9 protein-coding genes are annotated in these 24707 nt (G+C 54.0%); 6 read left to right on the top strand and 3 right to left on the bottom strand.

Annotated features, from left to right (window positions below; all coding sequences use genetic code 11):
* Positions 1-213 precede the first annotated feature (213 nt).
* The 5 genes from VGH19_18480 to VGH19_18460 all read left to right on the top strand — a co-directional run bounded on the left by VGH19_18480 (position 214) and on the right by VGH19_18460 (position 13777).
* On the top strand, positions 214-1101 hold the full coding sequence (locus tag VGH19_18480; GenBank protein HEY1173362.1) for a hypothetical protein: 888 nt from the start codon (positions 214-216) through the stop codon (positions 1099-1101).
* Between the two features lie 130 nt (positions 1102-1231).
* The gene (locus VGH19_18475) at positions 1232-4324 is read left to right on the top strand and encodes a CHASE2 domain-containing protein (GenBank protein HEY1173361.1); all 3093 of its coding nucleotides are present in this window, start codon (positions 1232-1234) and stop codon (positions 4322-4324) included.
* A complete protein-coding gene (locus VGH19_18470) occupies positions 4321-7863 on the top strand; it encodes a FecR domain-containing protein (GenBank protein HEY1173360.1) in 3543 nt (1180 codons plus the stop codon). The genes VGH19_18475 and VGH19_18470 overlap by 4 nt, the downstream gene beginning before the upstream one ends.
* Positions 7864-8014: 151 nt before the next feature.
* Entirely contained in the window at positions 8015-9706 is a 1692-nt protein-coding gene (locus VGH19_18465; protein ID HEY1173359.1) for a hypothetical protein, read from the top strand.
* 402 nt (positions 9707-10108) lie between these two features.
* On the top strand, positions 10109-13777 hold the full coding sequence (locus tag VGH19_18460; GenBank protein ID HEY1173358.1) for a hypothetical protein: 3669 nt from the start codon (positions 10109-10111) through the stop codon (positions 13775-13777).
* A gap of 207 nt (positions 13778-13984) precedes the next feature.
* Here VGH19_18460 and VGH19_18455 read toward each other — a convergent pair whose 3' ends face one another.
* On the bottom strand, positions 13985-14146 hold the full coding sequence (locus VGH19_18455; protein HEY1173357.1) for a hypothetical protein: 162 nt from the start codon (positions 14144-14146) through the stop codon (positions 13985-13987).
* Between the two features lie 877 nt (positions 14147-15023).
* On the opposite strand from VGH19_18455, the gene VGH19_18450 reads away from it, so the two are divergent.
* Complete coding sequence (locus VGH19_18450; protein HEY1173356.1) at positions 15024-23342, top strand: immunoglobulin domain-containing protein; 8319 nt, start codon at positions 15024-15026, stop codon at positions 23340-23342.
* A gap of 244 nt (positions 23343-23586) precedes the next feature.
* Here VGH19_18450 and VGH19_18445 read toward each other — a convergent pair whose 3' ends face one another.
* Together VGH19_18445 and VGH19_18440 are read right to left on the bottom strand one after the other, a co-directional pair.
* Entirely contained in the window at positions 23587-23949 is a 363-nt protein-coding gene (locus VGH19_18445; GenBank protein HEY1173355.1) for a transposase, read from the bottom strand.
* A complete protein-coding gene (locus VGH19_18440; GenBank protein HEY1173354.1) occupies positions 23937-24635 on the bottom strand; it encodes a helix-turn-helix domain-containing protein in 699 nt (232 codons plus the stop codon). Before VGH19_18440 ends, VGH19_18445 begins: the two co-directional genes overlap by 13 nt.
* Between the last annotated feature and the right edge of the window lie 72 nt (positions 24636-24707).

Here is a 24707-nt window from a genome sequence, read left to right as displayed (position 1 = left end):
TTGGGACGGCCAATGGCATATAGCCTGAAAAGGCAACGGGAGACACAACCCTCGTCACAAGTCAGAGTCAGGCCAGTATTGATAGATAGACTGGAATGCGTAGACCAATGCCCAAGCAAAGACAAATCATGGCCGAAAACACCTCACCGGCGACGATAAATGGGCATTTGCCAAGGCAGGCCCGTGCCCATCCAGAAATCTAGATCAATCTATATGAGTGACCAATATAACAAGGATTTCGATGAATTGAGCGCCACCCGTTCGGAAATGCTGCGGCAAGCCCATTCCCAGGATGAAGCCGAGGCTATGAGGGCCCGTGAAGCCTTTTTCCTCAAATACCGCACCGCCGTGCTGCGTTATGCGCTAAGCCTCACCCATGGTAATCTGGATACCGCCGAAGAAATCGCCCAAGACTTTGCCCGGGCATTTTTGGAAGGCCGCTTTGCCAATGCCACCGGCGCAAACGGCCGGTTTCGTTACTATTTGAAGACCTCGGTAAAGAATCTCTTCCGGGACCGGATGGAGAAACAGCAACGGAACCAGAAGCGCCATACCAGCCTGGACAGCTTGATGGAAGAAGACCGCGAGGCTTCGATCGAGGCACTAACCCCAAGCGAATCTCCCTTGCCTGATTTGCCGGCCGATGAAGAGCTGGACCGCCGCATCCGTGAATCACTCGCCCCGGCAATTCTCCGCCAGACTTGGAATGCACTCGCTGACTACTCACGCCGTCAGAAGCCGGACCTGACCTATCCTAGCCTGACGCTTTATCAGTTCCTCTGGACCATCTCGGAAAGCGAAGCGGCAGCTCATCAGGCTGGCACTCCGCTCAAAGGGGAAGCCTTGTGCCAGAAGGTGAACGAAGTGCTGGCCTTGAATCCGCCGCTAAGCTACGCCAGCTTTCGTCAGCGCAAATCTCGCGGCTCGATAGAGTTTGCCCGCCTCTTGCTGGATGAAATCCGTTCCAGTTTCGAATGCGCCGATCCGGACATCGACATGATCGAGGAAGAGTGCATCGCGTTGGGCTTTCACAAATACGTAGAACGGGCATGGCCACAGTGGAAAACCAGCAATCAATCCTCCCAGCCAGCGGCATCATGAGATCATTCTCAACATTCAGTCACAGACCCGCTTTTTTCATGATCGAAAAAGAGTTTGCGGTCGCTACAGGAGAAATCCAGTGATGCAAACGGCCGTTTGTCCGCACTGTTCCGGGCGTCTGAACATCAACATGGGCAAGGTGGAATGCTCGTCTTGCATGCGGACTTACTCATTGATGGATGCACCAGGCCATGACCCCGGTGTCACCGTCACCCAAGGTCAGACCTCCACACCAGTTCCTCCCCTACCAGGCACTCGACATAACGTTATCTATTCTGATCTGGGCTTCGTCCCGCATGAGGGAGACTGGCTGCACAACAGCCGGTATCGGCTCATTAAGTGCCTCGGCAAAGGCGGTATGGGCGAAGTCTGGCTGGCCGACGACGCTCTCTTGCAACGGAAGATCGCCATCAAACTGCTTCCAGCGAGCATGCGCCGGGATCAGGTGGCGATGGAAAACCTGCATCGGGAAACCGCACGAGGTCAGTTGCTCGCACATCCAAATATCGTGCGGGTTCACGATCTGCACGAAGACGCCGGTGTCACGTTCCTGACCATGGAATACATCGACGGAATTAACCTTTGGGATTATCAGCATAACCAGACTCAACAGGTGGTCCCGTGGGAGGTTCTGGCACCATGGGCCGCCCAGCTATGTGAAGTACTGGCTTACGCTCACGGGGAGAATGTGATCCACCGTGACCTCAAGCCGGCCAATATCATGGTGGACCGTAAAGGGCGCATCAAACTGGCTGACTTCGGTATCGCTGCCACCCTCAGCGAGACCATGAACCATGCTACCCGGCACATGCCTCATGCGGGTACGCTGAATTACATGGGGCCGCAACAAATGGATGGATTGTTGCCGCATCCCAGTGACGACATTTACTCGCTTGGCGCCACGCTTTACCAACTGCTGACCGGACGTCCTCCCTTCTTCGGTGAAGACGTCTACTCCCAGGTCAAGCAAAGCATACCGCCACTGGTCAGCGAACGTCTTCGAGAACTCAATGTTGAGAATCCCGTTCCTCGCGAAGCCGAAGCCGCTTTGGCGCAGTGCATGGCCAAACATCGGGAAGACCGTCCCGCTTCTGTCCGCGAGCTGGCTAAGTTGCTTGGAGTGCAATCCGCCACAGATACGACCAAGGGCAAGCCTAAAGCCAGTGAACCTCCAACCGAACCGGTAACTGCACCAAACCGGATATCGCTCTGGCTGCAAAACGCGTACCAACCTCTGATCAGTCTGGCACATCATAAGAAAAGGTGGCTACCGGCAACTGTCTTGGGTGGAATCACCGCTCTGTTGGGGCTCATGTTTTGGTGGCCGCCACAAAACAGCGCCCCCGTGCGTTGGAGTTATGATTGGACCACCGCACTGCTCTCCCATCCGGCAGAAAACGGCGTTGTACTTGTTTACATGGATGAGGAGTCCCACAAGGCCTTGGCACAACCACCCAATGCTCCTTGGGATCGCAACCTCCACGCCAGACTGATTGATCGCCTGAACCGTGCAGGAGCCAAATCAATCGTGTTCGACATCGTTTTTGATCAGCCCGGCCCCAATCCCACTGCTGATGCAGCGTTGGAAAAAGCCATCTCCGTCGCTGATAATGTCGTGCTTTGTGGAGCCCATAGCACGGTGGCAGATGATGGCAAAGGTACGTCGCAACTTTTCGATCTGCCGCTTCAACGGTTTGCCGATCAAGCCCGTGCTTGGGGTTTGGCTGACATGCAAATGGACGCCGACCTCACCATTCGTACCCATCCCTTGCCGGTCGAAAGCTATCCGCCATTATCTTGGGCCGCCGCCGAAACACTCGGTGAAAAGCCGGTCACGCCTTCCCACACCAGATGGCTCCGCTACTATGGCAGCGAAGGTTCGCTGCCGAATGTGAGCTACTATAAAGCCCTCTCCTCCCAAGAGACGACGGACGATACTTTCCGGGACAAGATTGTCATTGTGGGCGCGCGCCAAACCATTGGGTTCTCCGGTGCCGGCAAGGACACTTATCGTCATCCGACCGCTTATGGAGAACCAGCTTTGGTATCAGGTGTTGAGGTGCAGGCGACTGCCCTGCTGAATCTGCTCCGCCACGATTGGCTTGTCCGGTTGCCGGTCTCGGTTGAACTCGTGGTCATTATGCTGCTGGGCGGAATCTTTGGATATTTCTTCGCTCTGGTCAGGCCTCTGGCTAGCCTGCTTTTGCTTGTAGTCGCTTCGGCCTTGATTCTTCTGATCGTCTGGAGCTGTTTGCTGGTGGGTAACCTATGGTTTCCCTTCACTTTGCTTCTGGGGCAGGCGGTATTTGCCGCTGCCGCTGGTATGGCGCTATATGCTTTACGCAGCCAGATGGAATCACGAGTCCTTGAGCGGGCCCTGTCTGTTCATCTGCCAACCCGCCGTCTGCGCCAGATCCTGCGCGAAGGAAAGCATCTCACTCCCGGCACAGAAAAACGAGAAGTCACCCTCCTTTATTCAAATATCGCGGACTTTCACCTGATCGCCGATCGCATGGTGCCGGAAAAACTACACCAGCGCATCAGCACTTATTTCACCGATCTGGTCTCCGGGGTTCATGAAACAGGTGGGGCCGTGATGCGACTTACGGGAGACGGTGTTTTTGCCGTTTGGAATGCCCCGGAAGAACAAGCCCGCCATCAGGAACTGGCCTGCCGGGCCGCCTTGGATATCTTGAAACGGCTCCAGACTGTCACCAACACGCGCATCGATTTTCCTTTCCGCACGCAGATCGGAATTCACTTCGGAGCAGTCGCCGTGGGCAACTTGGGCAATGAAGATCGCATGGACTACATGGCCGTAGGACTTAATGTCCACCTGGCTTCCAGCCTCGCCAGCTTGAACAAGGAATTAGGAACACAGATCATCGCCACTGAAAATGTGGCTTCCGCAACTGGCAAAGTGATCGCGTTTCGCATTCTGGGTTGGTTCCGGTTGCCCGGCCAGCAGCGAGCCATCGAGGTCTACGAAGTGCTCGGACTGCGAACGGATCCGGTAGCGCGCGAGTGGAGCAAGACCTTTGAGGACTCGTTGGGTTGGTTCCGGGAACACCAGTTCGACTACGCAGAGAGCGGCTTCCAACGGGTGCTTACAATCCGCCCCGGTGACGGTCCTTCTCTCTTCTATCTCCAACAAATTAAAGCGCTTCAACAAAACCCGCCGCCTCAAAACTGGTTCGGTGAGATCGAGCTGGCCACACGATGAAATCGTCTTTCCCAAATCAACTGAGCAGTTCGGTGATCTGGCTTTTAGCCGCAGTCTCCAGCTGGGTGCTCGTGCTGTCTGGCCAAGCCCAGTCCGCCAGACTTGTCTCCGTTGAAGGCAGCGTTTCGTGGCAACGCGATGGCAGCACCGTTTGGCAACCTGCGCAGACAAATTTGGCACTGAATGTTGGCGACCGTGTCCGGACGGGTGTCCGCAGCCGGGCCGCCATCCAGTTCACAGATCGGAGCGTCAAACGGCTGTTCGAGTCTTCCATCTTCCGCCTTGATTCGCCGGGAACCAACTCTGCCGCCGCCTATCAAATGGAATCAGGAAAGGGCTTCTTCAAGAGTGCAGAACCGGCCGGTCGGATTCAAATCCGCACCAGGACCGTCTCCGCCACCATTCGGGGCACGGAGTTTCAGATCGAGATCGCTGAAGATGGCACCACCAAACTCGCGTTGATCGATGGTTTGGTTGATCTGGAAAACCCTTCGGGTGAGTTATCGCTTGCCGCCCATGAGATCGCCCTCGCCAAACCCGGTGCTCCGCCTCAAAAACTGCCGGGACTCTTCACCCAAGGCATGGTCCAATGGTGCCTCTACTATCCGGGCGTCTTAGACCTCGCCGAACTGCCCTTGGATTCCACCCAACGTCAGACCTTGTCTTTGTCCATGGCGGCTTGGAAAGCTGGAGATCTCGCCGGCGCATTACAGGCATGGCCAGCTGATCGCCGACCCAAAGGAGATGCTGAAAAAGTATATCTGGCCGCATTGCTGTTAACGGTGGGGCAGATCGAAAACGCAGAGACTTTGCTGTCTGAAGCCTCGGCATCATCCGACGAGATGATTGTCAAACTGGCTTGGGCACAGAAGACACTCATCGCCGCCGTGCGTTTTGAAGCAATTGGCCTGCCCTATACGCCCGCCACAGCCAGCGAATGGTTGGCCATGTCTTACTGGCGGCAATCTGCTGGCAACCTGCCTGCCGCATTGGAAGCTGCACAGCAGTCAGCCAAAATGTCTCTGGACTTTGGCCTCGCTCATGGCCGGGTAGCCGAGTTGGAGTTCAGCTTTGGCCGTATCACCAAAGCTCGCCAATCCATTGAAACCGCTCATAACCTTTCTCCGCGAAACGCTCAAAGCGTAGCCGTGCGTGGGTTTCTTCAGGCAGCCAACGGCCGGTTGAAAGAGGCGGCTCTGGATTTCGACCGCGCCATCGCTCTGAACGGCGCATCAGGAAATGCCTGGCTAGGACGAGGGCTGATAAAGATCAGGCAAGGCGACCTGTCTGGAGGCCGCGCTGATCTGCAAATCGCCGCGAGCCTGGAGCCCAACCGCTCCCTGCTGCGCAGCTATCTGGGCAAAGCCTTTCATGTCGAAGGAGACATCGCCCATGCCTTGAGCGAACTTAAGCTGGCGCGGGAATTTGATCCGCAAGATCCTACCCCCTGGCTTTATTCGTCCCTACTAGCCCGGGAACGTAACCGCTTGAACCAAAGCGTGGACGATCTGGAACACTCCAGCCAGCTGAATGCCAACCGCGCCCTCTTCCGCAGCCGCTTATTGCTGGATCAAGATCAGGCAGTACGCAGCGCGAATCTGGCAAAAGTCTATCGCGATGTGAACATGATGGATGTCGCCGTCTCCGAAGCGGGCAAAGCGGTATCCGCTGATTTCGCCAATCATTCAGCGCATCTGTTCTTGGCCAACAGCTTCATCGCCCTTCAAGAAGCCCGTCGTTCGGATCTCCGTTACGAAACTCCGGCTCTTAATGAACTGCTCCTGGCCAATCTGCTTGCTCCTCCGGGTGCTCCGGTTCTCTCCAGCACGATTTCCCAGCAAGAATACTCCAGCCTCTTCGAGCAGGATGGTCCCGGCTTTTTCTCGCAATCCGAATACCGCAGCAGTGGCGACTGGTCCCAGACCGCCTCTCACTATGGGCGATATGGTCGCATGAGTTACGCCTTGGATTACGGCCACACTTTCATCAATGGCGAGCAACCCAATGGCCGATTAGAGCGCGATTCATTCTCCGCCCAGATCAAACAACAGCTCTCCTCCAAGGACAGTATTTTTGCTCAAGTCATCCACACACGCAGCCGGGCGGGCGATCTGACCAGTTACTATAACCCTGCCTCTGCCAATCCGGGCGTCCGACAACGGGAGATTCTTCAGCCCACGGTCATCTCTGGGCTGCACCGCGAATGGTCTCCCGGCATACACACCTTGCTCTTGGCAGGTCGGGTAGAGGATGAATTGACCTACTCCAATCCCACCACCTCTCAATTGCTCCTCGCCCGCACGGCTCCAGGAGGACCCGTCTTCGCAGTAGGTCAGCCCGCCTTTCCCACGGCCGCCTTGGCTTATGATGGCCGCTTTACCCTCTATACCGGCGAACTGCTCCAGCTCTTCCAACGGGAGAAACATACCGACATCCTTGGACTGCGTTATCAACAGGGAACCTTTGATGCCAGCAGTGCCCTCTCCGCCTCCACGGCCGTCAGGTTGGGAAATACCACGACTTTCTTCCCGCCCTTTCCTCCGATCACTTTTTCCACCCCCGCCTCCGCCCAGTCGCAATCAGTCCCCTTCGACCGTTTCAGCGCCTACTACTACCACCATTGGCAGGTTTGGGAGCCGCTCAGGCTCATCGGCGGTCTCAGCTATGACCAGGTGGGATACCCGGACAACCATCTCTTCCCTCCGCTCCAATCTACCACCAGCCGCCGGGATAAAGTCTCTCCCAAGGCGGGATTGGTGTGGACCCCAGACGCCCGCACCACGGTTCAGTTCGGTTTTGCACGGGCCATCAGCGGCGCCAGCTTTGATCAAAGCTTCCGTCTCGAACCGTCTGAAGTTGCGGGGTTTAATCAATCCTACCGCAGTGTCATACCGGACTCCGTAGCGGGAACCACGCAGAATGCGGACTTTGAGACCTATGGCCTGAGCCTGCACCGTTCTTTCCCAACCCGCACGCACCTGACACTCGCGCTCACCCGCATCACTTCGGAAACCTCCCGGCAAGTCGGCTCTTATGATATCGCGCTGCCGCCCGCCACACCCTCTTCCACCCGGGAGGAATTGCGTTATCGTGAGCACACCCTTACGGCCTCTCTCAATCAACTGCTGGGGGATGACTGGCACACCAGCCTGCGCTACACCCTCTCGGATGCCCGCCTTCAGGACGACTTCCCGGAAATCCCCGCCACCGTCACCACGCTGGCCCACACCGTCCGCGAAGCCACACTGCAAAAGCTTAACCTCCACCTCGGCTACCAGCATCGCATCGGTTTCTTTGCCCGGGCGGAAGGAGACTGGTATTGCCAGAGCAATCGCGGCTCCAGCGCTGCCACCATGCCGGGCGACGAATTCTGGCAGATAAACCTCCACACTGGCTGGCGCTTTGCCCGCCGTCAGGCAGAACTGCAAGTGAGCCTGCTCAATCTGGCTGGCCAAGATTACCGGCTTAACCCACTTAATTTCTACGCCAGCCTGCCCAGAGAGCGGACGCTGGCAATGCACTTGAAGCTTAATTTCTAACCACAACCCGAGGCAAAAAATGACGACTCATTTCCCTGGAATGTCACAAACAAACACTTGTCGTAAATGGCGTTTTAGCCATGCTGATAACAGTTTTGCTAGGGGAGTTGATGTCGTTTCCTCAGGCCACGACTTAATCATTTCAAATGCCATGAAAACTTTACGCCTACTTCTTGTGCTCGCCGGACTGTTGGTAGCCATCCATTGCGGACAGGCACAACAGATGCCGCAGGATAATTGGGTTTTTGAGGGAGAATACGTACCTGGAAATTTTCGCTGCTTACACATCGCTCAAGATAATCGCATTTACATCGGATCCACCAATAAAATTGCTGTATTGGACACAAATCTTAACTTCATTATGGAATTCGGGACGGTGGGAACAGTTAAAGGCATAGCTTCGGATTCGCAAACCAATATATATGTGCTCGAAACATCAAAAATCCAAGTATTCAGCCCCGTTGATGGTTCTAAACTTAGAGAATGGGTTGGCTCTGGAAGCGGTGATGCAGGATTTTCAGTGCCCGATTACGTGGGCCCCAACCAAGGGGTATTCGGGTCGCCACAAACATCGGCACTCGCAATTGATCGTAGTAACCAGGTTTATATAGCAAATGGAACTCAAGTATTAGTTCTTAGCACAAATGGAACTTTTCTTCGGAAATGGGGGCCTACTGCTCCAGGTCAAAGCATATTTGGATATCCATTGGTAATAGGTTTGGCGCATAATGGCAATGTTGCTGTGGCCCACATTTCTGACACTGACACATTTCAAACCAAAATTCAATTTTTCAAACCGAGCGGTGAATTTGTTAGTTCATTCTTATTTACCACCCAAAGCGCGATAAGCGGGGGGAGGCAAATTGTTGCAACGCCGGACGGACTGCTCTCAATAGGCACGCACAATGGCGGTTCAAGCGGATTCACAAAATTATTGTTTTTTGATTCTGCTGGCAGCCTCCGATTCTCCACAGATACTTTTTCCTCGAATCTACTCAAAGATCGAATCAACCATGTTGATTTTCAATTCCCTGAACTACGCTCTGACGGCCAGGGTTTTACGCAGAATGGCGATATGTATGCCCTGCTTACCTCGCACAGCCTCCTCACAATGGGCACGCAACGAGGTTTGGTTAAGCTTAAGCGCGTCTATACGAGCACTGGATTCTCGGTGACATCTTCCGAAATTCCACAGCCCATAATTATATCAGCAGCGCAGCGTTCCGGAAAGTCATTTGTGGATATTGATTACACCGTGAAGGATGCTAACAACCCCAATGTGGACGTTTATTTGCTCGGATTCACAAATGGGATCAACACACTAACCGGTCTGATTCGAATGACGAATTTCGTGGAAGGCAGCGGAGCCAATCTCGGTAATGAGGTTCCGGCGAACACTACAAACCGTATCACCTGGGACGCTGCCACTGACTGGAATGTCGGTTTCGGAAACATCCAATTTGAAGTGCTGGCCCGGGATAACCGCAAGCATCTTCCCTTCCATTTCATCACCGTGCCGACCAGTGGCACCAATTCCGCAGTTCAAATCAGCGATCGGGCAGTCACTCAGAACGATCTCCTAAGTGTTTGGTTCTGGCTGATTGCCGAAAATAATCCAGCCATATCGTTCACCAATGGAACTGTATTCGGGGTGGATCCGCCATACGGCGGTGAGGCTCTCGCTTCTGGCACTAATACTACTGCAACCGGTAAAAGCTTTCTTTGGCAGCTTATGGATGTCCGTGCCATCACGGCTGGCGAAATATCCCATGCCAATTCCGGCCGCTACGGTTTTCCTTCTGCCGTCACCAGCGATCATGTCGTCAAACTGCCTGAAGATTAAAAGTTCGCTGGCCATTGAGTAATGAAGCCTTTCCCAAATAGCCGCGAGCTGACTAAGCATCCAGTCAAACTGGCTGTGGGGGCGGTTGCACTTTCGCGGGGGGGCAATCTGAAATTTAGATTGCTCGGTTTTCTTCTCACTTGGTCCCTCGGCATAGTCTTGATCGTCGGCTTGCACGCACAAACCACATCTACTGTTTACACCAATTTTCAAAGTGCTGCCCCCATAAATGCGTTTGTCGCCTTCAACGTCGTGACTAACGTTACCAACTCGAGTTTCCCCGTGACGTTCCTTTCCACCAATGCGCCCGCCTCTAACGGCGTTCATCAGTTTACACATTGGACCGTTGATGGACTGCGGGTGAATGACATTTCTGGACGTTCGGCCAACCCTGTTGACATTGTGATTTCCAACGCCAACGTCACCGCCATCGCTCATTATATACCGGCTAGTCAGGATACTGGTGGCCTTGGGATTCCGGATTGGTTCCGTTTGGAGTATTTCGGCACCACGGACGTCACTGCCGCATTGGATTCCGATAAAGACACCTTAAACCTTGCGACTGAGTATTTCCGCGGCTACCACCCACGCGTCCATAATGAACTGGTGGAGGGCGGCATCTCCCGCCGCCGCAGTGAGACGTTGGTCGTCATCACCTCCACGAATTACTCCCGGGTGACGGTGCAAACCGATCCAGCGGGCATCACGAACAGCTTCAGCGTCGTCTCCAACACCACCAGCATCAGCCTGCCCTCCCAGCTTGCGTTCACCGGTTACGGCTTCATCGGCTGGTTCAATGGCACCAACCGCGTGGACAGCCCCCAAGGCTTCTCCATCGGCAATCTTTCCCTGACCATCACCAATGATACCACCTTCACTGGCAAGTTCCTCCTCGCCACCCAGGACCTCGATACCGATGGCATCCTGGACGCCTATGAGTGGTATCATTTCAACACCAATGGTTTTGCTTTGACCAATGATGTCGATGGCGACGGACTCGACATCCAGACCGAGATTTTCCGTGGCTATTCCCCGCAAGCCCACAATGATCTGGTCGAAGGCGGCATCTCCCGCCGCCGCAGTGAAACCTTGGTCGTCATCACCACCACGAATTCCTCGCGGGTGACAGTAGAAACCGATCCGATCGGTATCACCAACAGCTTCACCGTCGTCTCCAACACCACCAGTATCAGCCTGCCTGCCCAGCTTGCTTTCACCGATTACGGCTTCATCGGCTGGTTCAATGGCACCAACCGCGTGGACAGTCCCAGAGGCTTCTCCATCGGCAATCTTTCCCTGACCATCACCAATGATACCACCTTCACCGGCAAGTTCCTCCTCGCCACCCAGGACCTCGATGCGGACGGCATGCTAGATGCCTATGAGTGGTATAATTTCAATACCAATGGGTTTGCTCTGACTAACGATGTGGATGGCGATGGCCTCGACATCCAGACCGAGATATTTCGGGGCTATTCTCCCCAAGCCCGCAATGAACTCCTCGAAGGCGGCATCTCCCGCCGTCGTAGCGAGACGCTTTTTTTTATCCCCCAACCGCCTGATTTTGCCTTACAACCTGCTGGCTCGACAAACCTCTCAGGCACTGACATCACGCTTACTGCTGAAGGACATGGAATTGGAGCCATCACGTATCAATGGCGGTTGAATGGGGTGAATATCACTGGAGCCACGAATGCCACTCTGACACTCACCAACGCTTATCCCACAAACAGCGGGTCCTACTCAGTGGCCATCCGCTCCCCCTACGGCGCGAACACCAGCATCCTCGTTCCAGTGATCGCGACGAACAACACAGCCGGCTTCATCCTGCCTATGGCTGACGATTTCCCTGGCCCTCTCTATACGGATGCCAGCCGCACGGGGTTGGCTTGGAACGAGGGTGCAACCCGCCAGCCAGGTGAACCATTCCATGCGGACAAACCAGGCACTAACTCCGTCTGGCTGCACTGGCGGGCACCGGTGTCAGGTATCGTCACTCTCAGCACCTTGGGCAGTGGGTTTGATACATTGCTCGCCGTTTACACGGGCTCTTCGGTAGCCGCTCTGACGCGTATCGCCAGTGACGAGGACAGCGGCGGCTATTACACCAGTGCGTTGGCCTTTTCCGCTGCTGCCGGGGAAGATTACTACTTCGCTGTGGACGGTCTCGTAGGTGCCCAAGGGCATATCATTCTAAGCTGGCAATTGGAGCCTTCTGATGACGAATTACCCCGTATCACCGCTCAGCCAGCCAGTCGCACTGTGGCCGAAGGTGCGCGCGTACCTTTGCAAGTGCAAGCAGTCAGCCGGGTCACGCCAAATTATCAGTGGTTCAAAAACGGAATAGCCGTGGCAAATGCAAACCGCGATGAACTGGTTCTGGAGAATATCGGATTGGAGGATGTCGGCGTTTATAATGTCGCCGTATGGATTGGCACCCGTACCAATTGGAGCGAGCCCGCAAGCATCCAGATCAGCAACCATCCCGACATCGTGGCCAAGGATAAGATCAAAGATTTGCTTGTCACCACCAATGACATCATCAATCAGGTGTTCGGAACTGCGTTCAATGGCGCCTCCTTGACAGTTCCTTCAGACGGACGGTTTGCTTTGGCCAGTTTGCCTGCCAAAAAACCGGTCGGACTGATGACAGTCCCTGTAGTGAACCTGAGTTTTGGGTCGCCTATCAATTTGATCTACAATAACTCACGCTCCGGCTCGGATCCCGGTGAGGTGCAGGGCGGAATCATCTGGAATGCAACCGATAACATCTTCCTCAAGCCACAGCAAAATGGCTATTTGTTAATCGATAGCACAGCCAATTCTTCAGCATACGCCTTGGTGGTCTCAGCTCCGACAGCAGGAAGCTTGGCCAGCTTTACCATCCTTAAAGCGATCACCAATTCTGTTCCAGGCCAGTGCCGGCTGGTGGTACCCATCACAAACGGAGTCACTTATAACATCAATCTTTGCACGACTGATGTGACCCCAGTGCAATACACCAACAAGATAGCCTTGCTGAACGGAACATTGCAGATCATTGAACACCCCGTAGACCAGCTCCTGCCAATAACCGGAGCCGCCCAACTAAAAGTGATCGCATCTGCTCAGATTCAAGACGCAAATCTGCAACCTACTCCTGAAGAGGCCGGTCTCACTTATCAGTGGTTAAGCAACAGTATTGTCATTCCTGGAGCCAATCAATCTGTCTACGCGGCCAACTATGCTGGTGGTTACTCCGTGATTGTCACCTCTCCATTTAACTCTGTCACCAGCTCCGTCGCTACCGTCAGTGTCGGCGTGCCCCCAGTAATCATTGATCAACCTAAGGCAACCAATGTATTGGCTGGACGACCTGTCGAGCTTTCTGTGACAGCCAATGGTGAGGAACTACGATACCAGTGGTATCACGACGGTGTCCCGATTGCAGGAGCCCGCGGTGCATCTCATCTGATTGACATCGCCAAACCAATCGATCAGGGCACCTATAAAGTGATGATTAGCAATCCAGCAGGTGAACTGGAGAGCGTAAGCGTAGCTTTGACTGTTCAATCCAACCGCTCGCCACAATTCACAGCTATCGCCGATCAAGTCATTGCAGTAAACCTGCCGTTACAATTGACCATTACGGCCACTGACGCCGACAGTCCTCCCCAAATACTGCAATACCGCCTGCTGACTGGGCCGGCGAACTCTATATTAGGTTCTTACAGTGGAGAGTTTTCGTGGACTCCAGAAATTTACGAAGGGTTCACCACCAACCAGGTCACAATCGAAGTCAAAGATGATGGTTTGCCATCCCTCACTGCCACCCAGACATTCACCATCATCGTATCGGGGCAAATACCTACTGCAATTCCCGGCCAAATTCACTACGCCAGTGATAATGGATTCCAGTTCATGATGCAGGCAACGCCGGGACGGACGTACGCTATAGAAGTTTCCACCGATTTTATCGACTGGAGTGTCATTACGAACGTATTCAATGCAACCGGCACATTCCAAGTTGTGGATCCACAAGCCACCAACTTCAATGGTCTCTTCTATCGATCACTTCTGTTACCGCCATGACCCGAACACCGGCCTCTGGTTGAGTCACTCAACTCTGCTGGTAGTTAAAAGTTCATGCGTTCGTCCAGCAACACCAATTCTAAACGCATCCCGATTTTCAAACGGCAAACAGGCTGATTTTGGGTAAAGAAGAGCCCGCCAGTTTTTGTGGCAATTAGAGACAAAGTTATTTCGTGATTATGCGTGAACATTCGAACAGCATAAAAATTAATATTTCATAAAATTCTTAGCAACAAATGGTTGAGAAATTTCACGAAGAGCAATTGCTGGTTCTATCCCCTTGACCTGCTTCATTCCTTCAACTTCAACAGTTGGCTCAATTTCTCCCAAGAAGTAACAACAAAACTGGGGCTTTTGAAATTTATTCACCCTTTGTTTTTGGGCCACCCTAAACAACGCAATCTTCCTAAGACTTTCATTGTCGTTCCGTACGTCATCGTCGTGGCTGGTTAATCAAGGCAAAAGTTGGATGAAGGCGTATCCATGATTAGGATTGTACTCATAGCGGACGACCTTGGTTGTCGATGTGTTGATCTGGCGTCTCATTGCATTTTGAGTTCTAAAAACTTCCATTTGTTGTCTGCGACTGGAAGAAAAGCGTCTGAATATACGCTTTTCTGAAGTATTGACCGGGCGACAGTGGTAAATCGTTGAATTTGTCGAAAGGTGCCAAGAGGAAACGGGGCTTCCGCGAGTTTTTCCGGAGGCCTGCGATCAATTTGTTCTCAAGGCTTCAGCAACCATCACTGAGCATCGTCGGCTCATTCGCAAGCAAGGCTACTTACCATCTGCGAGCTTACTGATGCACGCAACTACCCAGATTGTTGGCCAACTTCTAAGAGATGCCTCAATAAAAATGAATGGATTGGCTCGTTGGCACATCCACTACTTTAGGAATAATCGTCCGTAACTTGGGTGCGGTTTGCCATGAGCTTGTCATGGAATTCCTTATTGAGGCTTGCTGAAGAAGTGCCGGATATACGGATATCTCTTTGCTTCAGCCTTCCCTGACGGTGGTAAGTAATTTTTCTACAAAGGATGAGTTTAGATTATGAATGCCGTGCATTTTCTCAGTTCTGAGAAGCTTTCAGATGTTCAATGCCTTAAAAATTGGCATGCTTCGGTAATGATAGATAGGGTGTTTGAAAATATGTTAAGGAATTGTAAGGATGGCCTCCTTTGTGCTTAGAATGCCATTAATTTGGACAGTCAAAAGATAGATTAACTAATATTACCGGACATCGTCATGCTGTACGTCTTAAGCTGCACTTCGCCGAAAACGAAACGTTCAAACCACAATAACAGCGACTTGGGCCGGAAATTCGGCGTGAAAGTTTGCTTGGGATTGCTACTTGGGTTGATGCTTTTTAGGTTCGATTTGATGGCCGCTCCAGGGGATGTGGATGTGACGTTCGACATTGGTGCGGGTAGCCAGGGCAATAGCACAGGGGCGATCAATGATCTAGCGGTCCAACCAGATGGCAAAACCCTCATTGGGGGTGTTTTTCTTACCTATGACGGAATAGCGGCTCCTCGCTTCGCCCGCGTAAATACTGACGGCACGCTAGATACGGACTTTATGACAAATGTGGGTGCCGGCCCTAATAGCGAATTGAACTCAATTGTACTGTTGCCCGACGGTAAGATTCTCATTGCGGGCGATTTTACGGAATACAATGGTACCGCTGTCATCGGAATCGCACGGGTTAATGCAAACGGTATTTTGGATCAAAGCTTTGGCACCGTGGGTAGTGGTATCGGCTTTTCCAGTGGTTTGCGTTACGTGAATGACATCGCAGTGCAGGCTGATGGCAAGATACTTATCGGCGGTGGATTTGGTTCGATCAACGGCACAGGGTCCCGCAATTTTGGCCGCTTGGACGGGAATGGCAATTTTGACAACACGTTTTCGACTTTTGCCCGACCAGAGGTCAACAGTTCGGTGGATGCCGTTGCTGTGCAACCGGATGGTAAGATAGTCGTTACTGGCTCATTTATCAGCTGGGGCAGTTACTCAGTGCCAAATATTGTGCGCCTGAACCCGGACGGCACGGTGGATACCACCTTCCTGCCGCCGATCAAAGCAGCCGGCCGTATCAATCAGGTGACCGTCCAGCATGATGGCAAGATTTTGCTTGGCGGTTTTATTGACCATGATGCAAATGCGGAAACTCCAGACCGGTATCTCGCCCGTCTTAATTCTGACGGATCACTCGATTCATCCTTCAACGCCAACACCGATGGCTGGGTGGGTGGTGAGATCATCCAGCAGGTTGATGGCAAACTGCTCATTGCTGGCATCTTCACGGAGGTCAACGGCATTTCCCGTGGTTCCTTGGCCCGGCTAAATCTGGATGGCACATTGGATGAAAATTTCGTCACGGCTCCTTATGCTCCCCGTGGGGATGGCTACCTCACTCATGTGTATGCCCTTGCCCCCACTCCGGATGGCAAGCTGATGGCCGGTGGCTGGTTTACGAACATCAATTACCTTGCCCACAGCAATCTGGTGCGACTGCAAAACGATGTCTTTACCGGACCGGCTACTATCCGTTTTCAGACGGCCACTTACTCAGCTGCGGAAAATGGCGGAACTATCACGCTGAATGTTGTTCGCTTGGGGGATATCTCCAGCCCGGTATCTGTGAATTTTGCCACCGCCAATGGTTCAGCCACCGCCGCCTCGGATTACTCAGCCAACTCCGGGACCTTGAACTGGTCGGCCAATGACAGCACCCCCAAGACGATCACTATCAGCTTGAACAATGACTCCAGCAATGAGGGGGGGGAGAATTTCACGGTGGCGCTTTCCAGTCCGGGTGGCGGTGCCAGCTTGGGCAATCCAGCAACTGCTACGGTCACCATTCTGGATGATGATTCGGCCCCAGTGATCACGGGACAGCCTATTGGAGGTCAGGTGTATCAAACGCTCTCTTATACTTTCCGTGTCAATGTCAGCAGCGTGCTGCCGGTCACTTATCAATGGCAGTTCGCTGGTGAGGATATTCCCGGAGCGACCGGTCCCACTTACACGCGCAGTGCGGCCACTACTCAGCATTCCGGCGAATACCGCGTAAAAGTGACCAATGACAACGGTTTCCAAATCAGCTCCATCGCCGAACTGGAGGTCGTGATCCCTCCGGGCACATTGGATACCGTCTATCCCAATCCGACCACTTTTGCGGGTTCCAGCTTTATCAGCGGAACCTACCTGGCACCCGATGGGAAACTGTATCTCGCGGGCGGTTTCAATTCACTGGGAGGCAGTTCTGTGCCTTTCGGTTTGGCGCGGTTGGCTGCAGATGGCAGCTTGGACACTGGATGGCCTAATATCACCACGGGCACAGACAGTCGGACGGTGTTTAAGATCATCCCTTATCCGAGCACTTCGACGCATGCAGGCAAGTTCCTCATCGTCGGTCAGTTCAATTCCATCAATGGCACGAACGCACGCAAACTCGCCCGACTAAACGCCGATGGCAGCTTGGATACGACCTTCAATAGCACGACTCCGACCAGCAGCAATGATATCGCGTATAGCGCATTCATCCGAAGTGATGACAGCATCATCGTTTCATTTTCCAATGGCAGCATCCAACGCCGTCTCCCAGATGGAACTTTGGACAGCAGTTTCGCGATCAATCTCGGGGGGACACTCCAGCATCTTATTCCGCTGGACGGCGGCAAGTTTCTCGCCTCCCGCTATGTTTCCGGCGGCAGTGGTGGTGGCTATATCTACCGCTTCAATGCAGATGGCACTTTTGATACCTCTTTCAATATCGTCGAGAAGCTGAGCAACTCGATCGGCACGATGGTCTTGGCCAGAGACGGCGGTATTATCGTCGGTGGTTCATTTACCTCCTACAATGGTGAGAGCGTTTCCCGTATCGCCCGCTTCTTACCAGACGGGACTCTCGATTCCACATTCAACACCGGCACCGGATTCGACAATGCAGTCAGCTCCATCCATGTGCAGCCGGACGGACGTTTGATTGTCGGTGGATTCTTCACCTTTTTCAACGGAGCCAGTGCCAGCCGTATCATCGGCCTAAAACCGGACGGTACTGCCGATCCAAGTTTTTATGTTGGCTCAGGAGCCAATAATTCCATCCGGGTCATCACCCAGAATGAACATGGATTGACCTATGTATTGGGTGATTTTTCGCAATTCAACGGGAATGTCCGAAATGGAATCGCCCGCCTCTTGGGAGGGGCAGGCAGCATCCAGTTTGATTCTGCACAGATAGAATTCAGCGAAGCCGATGGGACTGTAAATGTTACTGTCAACAGGCTGGCAGGCAGCCGTGGGGCGGTATCGGCGACGTATGCAGTCACGGGCGGTTCCGCCGCCGCTGGCAGTGATTACACATTGAGCAGTGGGGTTTTGAACTGGGTTGATGGCGAGATTGGCCCCAAGACCTTCAGCCTGACTATTAACGATGACACGATCACCGAGTCGGATGAAACCATCCAAGTCACCTTGTCCAACCCTACCAACCTTGCCCAGTTAGGTACGCCAGATGTAGTGACGATTACCATTTTGGACACGGATTCCAAACCACGCATTCTGGTTCATCCGGCTTCGCAGACTATCCCTGAGTTTGTGCCGGTGACCTTCAGTGTGGTGGCCAAGAGTCCCTTGGCGATGACTTACCAGTGGAAGAAAAACGGCTTCACAATCCCTACGGCTACTGCTGCCACATACACCATCAGTTCAGTCACCTTTGCCAACGAGGATTCTTATACGGTCGAGGTGACCAACACTAAAGGCACGACTCCTTCCAACCCGGCGGTATTGGATGTAGTGCCCTCTCCGACAGCATTGGATGGCAGTTTTTTAGCTGCCTCCTTTAACAACCAGATCCGGGCGATCGCTCCGCTCGGAGATGGCCGAGCCCTGGTGGGCGGCGATTTCACTTCGCCCAGTTCCCGGATCGCCTTGGTAAGTGCAAATGGCAGCTTGGATGGCTCCTTTACGCAGCAGACCGGAACAACTGCTGGAACCACCGTGCATGACATCTTGATTCAACCAGACGGGAAAATCCTGATTGTCGGCAAATTTAACCAGTTTGGTGGCGTCAATGTTTCCAATATCGTCCGCCTCAATACAGATTACTCGGTAGATCTGGCCTTTGCGGCCAGCTTGGGATCGGGAGCAAACGATCTCGTGCGCGATGTATCCTTGGATGTTTCCGGCCGCATTCTGTTGAGTGGTGACTTCACTTACATCTCTGGTCAGCCGGGCACCCAAGGCATTGTACGCCTAAATCCGGATGGAGCCATCGATCCGACTTTCATATCCCGCAGCCGCGGTGGGGCGATCTATCAAGTGGAAGCCCAGACGGATGGAACCATCCTGATTGCGGGCACATTTACCTCCTATGATGGGGGAGCCAGCTATCTGGCCCGCTTGCTCAGCAACGGTGCCAAGGACTCGTTCGCTTCCGCAGATACGGGTAGTGCGGTGTATGCGATCAACATCCTTGCCAATGGTGATATCTTAGCTGGCGGTTCCTTCACTTCACCCTCGACGCGTCAGCGTATTGCTTTGCTGGATTCATCTCGCAAGTTGAAAAGTGCCTTCTTCCCTGGCTCTACGGTGAATGGCAACGTGAATACGGTGGCCGTGCAACCGAATGGCAAACAGGTAGCCGGTGGTGCTTTCACCACTTTCAGCAGTGCGCATAGTCGCTTCGCCCGGCTCAACCCCGATGGCACCCTGGATACAACGATAAATCTCGGCACCGGTTTCAATGCGGATGTCAACCGCATCGTCGTGGAACCCAACGGACGCCTTTGGGTGGGCGGTAACTTCACCCAATATAAAGGCAGCACTGCCAACCGTTTGGTGCGTCTTTACGGAGACGATGTCCCCTTGGCCATCCGTCGTCATCCTTATGCCACCAAGGCTAATGCCGGAGCGACCGCGCAATTCAATGTGATTGCGGAATCCACTATTGGCACGATCACCTACCAGTGGAAGAAGAACGGCTCGCCGCTGTCGAACGGCGGCGACATCTCCGGAGCAAACACTGCCACGCTCTCCATCGCCAATGCCGAACCGGCTGACAGTGATGTCTACTCAGTGACTGTGTCCGTTGGAGGGGCCAGCTTGGAAAGCCGTGCAGCAAGCTTGTCCGTTTACGCAGACCTGACGCTGGTGGAATCTCCTCAATCCGGTGTCCGTTTCGTGGGTGTTCCTTTCACCCTCAAGGCAGCTTTTACCGGTCCGTCGCCCTTCTCGTATCAATGGTATCACAATGAAAGCCCGGTCGGTGGGAACCAGCCTTTTCTTACTATCAGTAATCCGACACTGACTGACGCAGGTGATTACTACGTCGTGGCATCGAGTGGTGGTGATGATGTAACCAGTGCGACAGCGACCATTTCCGTTGTGGAGCTACCATCTGGGAATGATCCGGCGGGATTCCCGCTCGCGGCTGGAGCAGGCAATCAAGACATACGGGCCGTCGATTTCATGCCGGATGGTCGGATCATTATTGCCGGTGGCTTTACCAGCCTGCGGGACAAAAACAATTCCACCAGTTCTCGTGCCTACATGGGTATCTTCAACGCGGACGGGTCTTTGGATCCCTTCAACGCCGCTGCCAACAATGTCATCTATGACATGGTGCGTCAGCCTGATGGCAAGATTCTGGTAGCCGGTCAGTTCACCTCGATCAGCAGCACTACGGTGACACGCTTGGTGCGCTATAACGCCAATCTTACCTTGGATACGGCTTTCATCGCCAACTTGGGTACGGTGGATAATACGGTCAATGATGTGGATCTGTTCCCGGATGGACGCATCCTTGTGGCGGGCGGTTTCACCTCCATCGGTGGAGTGACTGGCACACGGGCCATTGCCATCTTGAATCCCGATGGCTCAGTGGACACCTCATTTGTTTCTCTCGCCCCGCAATTCGCAAGTGTCACCACTTGTGCCATCAGCCCGACAGGTAAAATCGCGATTGGTGGAACCACACAATATGCCGGGAGTAACGGACAATTGTTCCTGTTGAACCAAGACGGCACCCGCGTCAACGGTTTTGCCCTGCCGAACCTGGATAACAGCGTCGGTGCAGTAGAGTTTCAGGCCGATGGAAGATTGCTGGTTGGCGGCAGCTTTACCGCCGTCAACAGCACACCGCAGTCCTCATTGTGCCGCTTCAATCTGGACGGCACACTTGATACGGCATTTGCCCCCAATGCGACGGTGTTTGGCTCCACAAGCAGTCAGCGTGTTTCATCCATCGCCATCCAGGAGGACGGTTCCATCTTGGCCGCAGGTGATTTCATATTCTTTGGTGGCGCAGGGGCCGGTCTGGTCAAGGTGCTGGCCAATGGTGTGATCGACACCACGTTTAATCAAGGCCCCGGCATCGAGGGAAATGGCCGCCGTTCGGAAATTGTCCGGCTAGCTGCCGATGGCACTATCTATCTTGGTGGTTCCTTCCAAAAGTTCGGCGGAGTTGATGTATCCAACTTCGCCATATTGCATGGCACCCCGGTTGGGTTGGCTTTTGTGGTGTCACAGCCGTCACTGGTGATCGTTGATCCGGCTACCACAGTCCAGTTCACCGCCTATGCGACTGGTACCTCGGCAATCTCCTACCAATGGCAGAAAAATGGGGATGACCTTGCCTATGATGCGAATATCAGTGGTGTCAACACCGCCACTCTCACCCTGAACAACGTCAGTGCGGCGAATGACGGCAACTACACGGTGGTGATATCCAACGATTCTGGCAACAAAACCAGCAACGAAACGCGGTTGATCGTGTTGGATGCGCCCGTCATCCTGAAACAGCCGGTGGGTGGTCTGTATTTCGCCCCCAATAGCATCACCCTGAAAGTGGATGCTGTCGGTTTGCCCACGCTTACTTATCAGTGGAAAAAGAACGGGGATGACTTGCCTTCAGAGAACGGCGCCACCCTCACTATCTCTCCCAGCAGTCCGGATAACTCCGGTAGTTACACTGTGGTCATCACCAATGATGAGGGCTTTGTGGAGAGTGATCCTGTCGCTGTGAACGTGATCGTGCCGCCAGCCGGTTCCGTATCCGGTTTCCCGATTACAGCGGGTGCGAACAGCACGCTCAATACTGTCTTTGGCCTGGAAGACGGACGTGTGATCATCAGTGGTAACAGTTTCACTTCCGCTGGTGCTACTGGAAACAATACCTCTCGCTCCCGGATGGCCTTGCTGAATCTGGACGGCACCGTTGATGCCTCCTTCAATCCGGCTCCATCCGCTGGGGTAAGTGCAATCGTTTCCGGCGGCTCTTCCAGCACTATCGTGGTGGGCGGCAATTTCAACTTCATCGCCGGGCAAACCGCATACGGTCTTGCCCGTCTGAATCTGGACGGCACCATCGATGCTACCTTCGCTGCGAATCTGGGCGGTGGTTTCAAGTATTTCGGTGGCTCCCCGAACATCTATGATGTCCAGCGACTATCCAATGGACAGTATCTGGTGGCCGGGGCATTTGACACGGTGAATGGGAACAACATCCGCGGTCTGGCTCGCATCAATGCTAACGGCACCGTGGATACATCCTTTGCGCCTTTCAATAGTGGTTCCCCGTTTGTCTATGATGTGAAGGTTCTGCCCGATGGCCGTTATGCCATCGCGGGTTCATTCACGCTTGGTACCTCACAAGGATTGGCCATCATCTCCTCGTCTGGCGTGCGCGATGCTGGATTTACCGCCAACTTCAGCGGCAGCGTGGAGCATCTGGCGGTAACGCATGACAACGAATTGCTGGTTGCTGGCCAATTCCTGTCCAATCTGAACGGTATCGGTTATGGTAACTTGGTGAAGCTTTCGTACACGGGCACGGTGAACGCGAGTTTTGCCGCCTCCGTGGGCGTGGTAACGGATGGTGTCTATGGGATCGCCGTCCAGGCCAATGGCCGTATTTTGGTGGGTGGTTCCTTCAGCACCTTTGGTTCCTCCTCAGCGCGTGGATTCGTGCGTCTCAATGGGAATGGTTCTGTAGATGCCACGTTCACTCTGGGCACCGGGTTCAATTCTGGTGGGGCTCAATCTTTCCACATCGGTATCGATGGTAAGATCCTCGTCGGAGCCAGCGGAGCCAGCTTCAACGGAGAGACGGTCAACTACCTGCTTTATCTGAACGGTGATGAGGTGGCTGCTCCGGCAGGCCTTGATTTCGCCACTTTCATCGCCGGGTCCTCACTGACAGCTGGGCAAAATGGTCCGGCTGATGACGGCGATGAGGATGGATTGAGCAACATCGGAGAGTTTGCTTTCGGCACGGTGCCGGACAACGATGCATCCTTCAGTTGGCCTGTCTTGGTCATCGTGAATGATGACGGCACGGACTATCCCGCCGTTCGCTATCAGCGCAACAAACTCGCGACGGGTATCACGATTGTAGTCACCGCCGCCTCCGATGTGACCATGCAGAACACACTGTCCAAGACCGTCATGCCACCGGTAGATCTGGGGGGTAATCTGGAGCAGGTGACGGTGCGTATCAACACGTCAGTCGCTGCGACTCCCAAGGCGTTCTTCCATGTGACCATCACCCAACCGTAGCGTCTGGTAATCGCTAAATATCGGAAAACTAATTTCAGAGCCCTGCTGACTTTTAGGCCGGCGGGGCTTTGATCCGCTACCTATTCATCTTGATCACATTCACCTTCAAGATTTCCGATAATATGGACTAGCAAACGCAGTTCCTAATGCGTGCTTAATCATAATGGCTGTTTGTATGTGACGTGACTTCGCTTTTTCGGGCCAGAGGAAGAGTTATACCAGTTCTAGCATGAAACTGCACTATTCACCGTTCGGAAGCGTTTACCTGATCGATGAGCCAAGGGTGTGAAACGAGGCTCCGGACGCGTTCGGGGTTTTGATAGATGGGCAGGAGTTCTTCGCCCAAGGCGGCTTCCAGGGTTTCCAGGGTGGGCCATAAGGTGTTGGCGATCCGGTCCTTGATCACATCGCCGATGATTTCCACCGGGTTCAACTCCGGACTGTAGGGTGGCAGGGGCAGCAGGTGGACCCGCCCCGGCAGGCTATGGAGGTGTGGCTGCGGGTGAAAGCCCGCCTGATCCCAGATCACCACGTGCTCGGCTTGGGGGTCGCGGGCAGCCACGCGTTCCAGAAACAAATGGCTCAATGTCAGGCTTACTCCGGGCAGGCAGGCAAACTCGGCGGCGTTCTCGCCGTCAACCTCCAGCGCACTGTAAAGATAGCCCCACTCGTATTTGGTCTGATACGGAGCCGTGGGCCGCGCAAAGTCCAGCATTTGCGCACCACGGGGATCAGGCCATAGCGGTGTTCATCGGCCACCCACAGGCGGACCGGCCTGCCACCAGCCACGTTCAGGTTCCTGAGCCTGTCGCACAGCGTCTGCTGGAAGTGTACGCTGACGGCCGCGTCTTTGAGCGCGTGAGTCTTGCGCGGCACCTTCAAGACTCCGCCCAATTTTCCCAGCCAGTAGTATACCCCTTTGAGCGTGAGCTTCTTGCGGTGCTGCTTTTGGAGCCAGTGTTGGATCTCCTTGGCCCGCTTCCAGCCACCCGTCTGCAAGCCTTCCTTAAGTTCGGCCAGGGCTTTGCCCGTGATCTGCGGCGGAGCCCCACCGCTATGTCTGCGCGCGAGCAAACCGGCCACACCACCGGCCTTGAACGCTTTGACCCAGTGGAAAAACTGACGGCGGCTGATGCCCACCTGCTCCGCGAGCTCCGCCGCGCTGAACTGGCCGCTGGCGGCTAAACGCATCGTCAACAAGCGCCGCTGCGCGACCGCGTCCGGGCACCCAACCAAGGCCGTCTTCACCGCCGCCGCCAAATCCGGCCGGTTCAGACGATATCTTTTCGGCATGAACCCTAACTTTACCAAGCTGCCAAATAGTGCAATTCCAAACTAGAATTGGTATAAAGCACGCAAACTTTG

This window comes from Verrucomicrobiia bacterium, assembly GCA_036405135.1.
GTDB lineage: Bacteria > Verrucomicrobiota > Verrucomicrobiia > Limisphaerales > JAEYXS01 > JAEYXS01.
Note: the sequence above shows the minus strand (reverse complement) of the source record. Positions and strands in the feature narration are given on the sequence as shown.

Excerpts from the sequence above, each read along its gene's own strand:
- VGH19_18480 (HEY1173362.1), top strand. The coding sequence starts at position 214 with ATGAGTGACCAATATAACAAGGATTTCGATGAATTGAGCGCCACCCGT.
- VGH19_18475 (HEY1173361.1), top strand. The coding sequence starts at position 1,232 with ATGGGCAAGGTGGAATGCTCGTCTTGCATGCGGACTTACTCATTGATG.
- VGH19_18470 (HEY1173360.1), top strand. The coding sequence starts at position 4,321 with ATGAAATCGTCTTTCCCAAATCAACTGAGCAGTTCGGTGATCTGGCTT.
- VGH19_18465 (HEY1173359.1), top strand. The coding sequence starts at position 8,015 with ATGAAAACTTTACGCCTACTTCTTGTGCTCGCCGGACTGTTGGTAGCC.
- VGH19_18450 (HEY1173356.1), top strand. The coding sequence starts at position 15,024 with ATGCTGTACGTCTTAAGCTGCACTTCGCCGAAAACGAAACGTTCAAAC.
- VGH19_18440 (HEY1173354.1), bottom strand. The coding sequence starts at position 24,635 with ATGCCGAAAAGATATCGTCTGAACCGGCCGGATTTGGCGGCGGCGGTG.